Source organism: Flavihumibacter sp. (assembly GCF_036676075.1).
Lineage (GTDB): Bacteria > Bacteroidota > Bacteroidia > Chitinophagales > Chitinophagaceae > Flavihumibacter.
Window position 1 is genome coordinate 1 of sequence record NZ_JAKFDQ010000020.1, and the last position, 3,766, is coordinate 3,766.

The following is a 3,766-nucleotide window of genomic DNA, read 5'->3' on the forward strand; positions in this document are numbered from 1 at the left end:
AACAGAATTTTGAGGTTCGCTGTAATCTCCATCCCCCCCTGCATTTCCTTGATAAACAATTACATTTGAGCCAGTATAGGTGATTGAAACGGGGGTTCCTCCATAGCCTTCTGATTTGGCAGGATCAGGACTTGCTCCTCCACCACCTCCTGAAGCACCATTCCCTCCAGGGTTTTGTTGACTGGATCCACCTCCGCCTCCGCCAAGAACTGTTATGTTTATGGCGTTTCCATCGACTGTTCCGGTAAAAGTAGATTCCTCCCCATTTTCTCCTGGCAGGTCGATTGCGATCGCTCCATTACCTCCTTGTCCGACACCGATAGTGAAATTAGTACCAGCAGGGAAACCATAAGGATTTGAGGTAGTAAAGGTTTGACTAATTAATGATCCCGAACCACCGCCTCCGGAACCTTCTCCGCCACCGCCACCGCCACCGCCACTACCGACGTAAACAGTAAATTCTGCTAGCCCCTCTGGTGCTGTCCAAATGTCATCGCAGGTATATTCAATAACGGTATATCCAGATTTGGATCCATCATCTATAATCTTTATGCAATCGGTATCATCGGCATCAGGGCAGGAATATGAAACAACTACAAGGCCATCTCCGCCAACTCCATTACCTCCAGACCATGCTCCCCCTCCTCCACCAGGGGATCTTCCATTTTCTTTACTTGCGCCACCATCTCCACCGAGTGATCCACCACCATTCCCTCCAATATCTCCACTTGCATTACTTCCGTTTGCACCTGAGAATCGAGGGTCATATGTTCCTCCAGTGCCAGAAGAACCACCGTTTCCGCCATTGGCATAAACTAAGCTATTTCCTAATTGATCTGCTATATTGGAATCGCGCGTTACATAGGTTACTCCTCCAGTTCCATTCTTTGTACCACCATTTCCTACAATAACACCGAGTGATTCGCCAGGAGTTACAGGGATGTTTTCTCGGATGGAATAGGCCCCGCCACCTGCACCTCCATTATCTCCTCCTCCACCAGCTCCATAGACTTCAATCGTTATAGAATATACATTTGCTGGTACAAAAAAGGTGCTGTTTGAATCGTATACTGCTGAACATACCCCAAAATATGTGGTGGGAGGGTCTGGGAAAGTAATGGTACAAACGTCGGTAGACTTTTTTATGCTTAATATTTGAACCACATAAGTGTCTTCCACACTGGTAATAGGGATGGTACTAAAACTTCCCCTTCCATTTATTACTGATACAGTTACAGGTCCAAAAGGATAAAATGACCCTGACCCTTGGGCAATTTGATATTCGACTTCGTAAATGCCGTTTGATAAAATGGCCGGATCTCCATTTATAGTAATTGAAGCTGTTCCTCCTATCGAGGTAGCTGAAACAGAAGAAACAGATGTTAAAACGTAATCCGGCGTCACATCTATTGTCCCTGTTGCCTGAAGACCGTTAATACAGTTTCCAGTAAGAGGGATGCTGTAGGAATATAGTCCTGTGGTGGTGGCGGTTCCAGAAAAAGTGATCACACCAGTTCCAGAATCAAAATTTGCAGAAATCCCCGGAGGCAGGCCAGTTGGCGTACCTATTCCTGTGACTCCAGTTGTGGATTGAGTAAATGGTGCTAAGACAGGGCTGCTAATACAAACACTTGGATAGGCAACTGAAGTTGCTCCAATTGTTGCAAGTGGATTTACTGTAATAGTTCCAGTGGCATTAACTGCACCACATCCACCAGTCAGAGGAATAGAATAATTGAAAGTTCCAGATTCTGTCGGAGTTCCAGAAATCGTGATTACCCCCCCAGACCAGGTGGCAGAAACACCGGCAGGTAAACCGTTTACACCTGTATTTTCACCGTCATTTGAAATACCAATAGCTCCGGTAGTCGCTATCGTTATGTTCGTAAGAGGAGAATTAATACAAAGTGCTGGATCAGAAGAGGGAGCAGCTGCAGTATTATTAGCAGTCACTGTGATGGTTCCCGTAGCGTTTACAGCCCCACATCCACCAGACAAAGGAATCGAATAATTAAATGTCCCCGAAGCAGATGGGGTTCCGGAGATTGTAATGGTATTTGCGGCCCAGTTGGCAGTAACTCCAGCTGGTAGCCCTGTAGCAGCTCCTATTCCAGTTGCACCAGTGGTAGTATGGGTAATGTTTGTCAGTGCCGTGTTGATACAAAGAGTCGGCGATGAAGTTGGTGCTGAAACGGTATTATCTGGTGTAACAGTAATTGTTCCGGTAGCGTTTACAGCCCCGCATCCACCAGACAAAGGAATCGAATAATTAAATGTCCCCGAAGCAGATGGGGTTCCGGAGATTGTAATGGTATTTGCGGCCCAGTTTGCAGTAACTCCAGCTGGTAGGCCTGTAGCAGCTCCTATTCCAGTTGCACCAGTGGTAGTATGGGTAATGTTTGTCAGTGCCGTGTTAATACATAATGTAGGATCAGAAGAAGGCGCTGATGCGGTATTGTCAAGACTTACCGAAAATGCCCCTGATGGGTTTGAAACCACATCCGAACCACATTCACTCGAAACTTCCACGTAATAATAGGTGGTAGTTCCTGGTGCAGTGGCAGGTGGAGTGAAACTGGAATTGGTTCCGCTGGGGATTAAAGTCCCTCCTAAATTGGTTGAAGTAGCTGCACTAAACCATTGATAGGTGATTGTACTGGTTCCAATGGCATCCACCGAAATAGGAGCAAAAGAATCTCCATCACAAATTACCTGCCCACCAAGATTCTCGGTTTCAATCTCAGTGAGCGGAGTGACAGTGAATGCACCTGAAACTTCTGTGGGAACAGTACCACAGTCACTTGACGCTGTAGCATAGTAATACGTAATGCCAACAGTGGAAGCAGTCGGAGTGAAGTTTGGATTAGTTTCACCGGGAATTAAGGTACCTCCAGAATTCGATGCTGATGTATTTCTATACCATTTGTAGGTTACGGGTCCCTCACCTATTGCCAGAACTGATAAAGATGAGAATGTATCTCCAAGACAAACAGTTTGGGGGATATTAGATGGGTCTTGAGTAATGTTTGTGACGGGAGGAGTAACAATATATTCTCCTGATACAGTTGAAGTTTCAACTCCACAGTTTCCAGTTACAACGGCATAATAGAAAGCTGATCCCACAGGGGTGGAAGGCGGGGTGAAACTGGGGGAATTTGCTCCTGTGATGGAGATTCCTCCTGAATTAGATTGAACAGAATTACTATACCATTGGTAAGTTAATCCACCTCCGATTGCAGAAACCGAAATAGAAGAAAAAAAACCATCTCCAAAACATTCCACTTCCCCCGTTGGGTCTGGATGTATAGTAATCGAAGTAATGGGGTCTACTGTGAAGGTACCGGATACATTGGATACTGCAACAGGTCCACAATCACTGCTTACCTCAACATAATAATACAAAGTGCCTATCGCAGCTGCTGAAGGGGTGTAGGTAGGAAGACTGGATCCTACAGGGGTTCCACCCGTTGTATTTGGGTCAGTATTGCTATACCATTGGTAAACCAAAGTCCCTGTTCCTGCAGCATTTATTGAAATGGAGGAAAAGTTTTGGCCATCACAAATTGACTGTGCCGCTAAACTTTCGCTCGAAATTGAGGTGGCAGGGTTTACGGTGATAGTCCCTTCCGCAAAAAGAGTAGCACAACCTCCAGTCAATGGAATTGAATAATTGAATGTTCCTGCCTGGGTTGGGGTCCCCGAAATAGTAATCACATTTCCTGCCCAAGTAGCACTCAATCCGGCAGGAAGGCCATTTGCTCCGGAC

The 3,766-nt window shown here is 45.9% G+C and carries 1 protein-coding gene; it reads right to left on the reverse strand.

The annotated features are described in order from the left end of the window. On the reverse strand, window positions 1–3,766 hold a 3,766-nt coding region (locus V6M43_RS16405; RefSeq protein WP_442902323.1), incomplete at both ends, for a beta strand repeat-containing protein.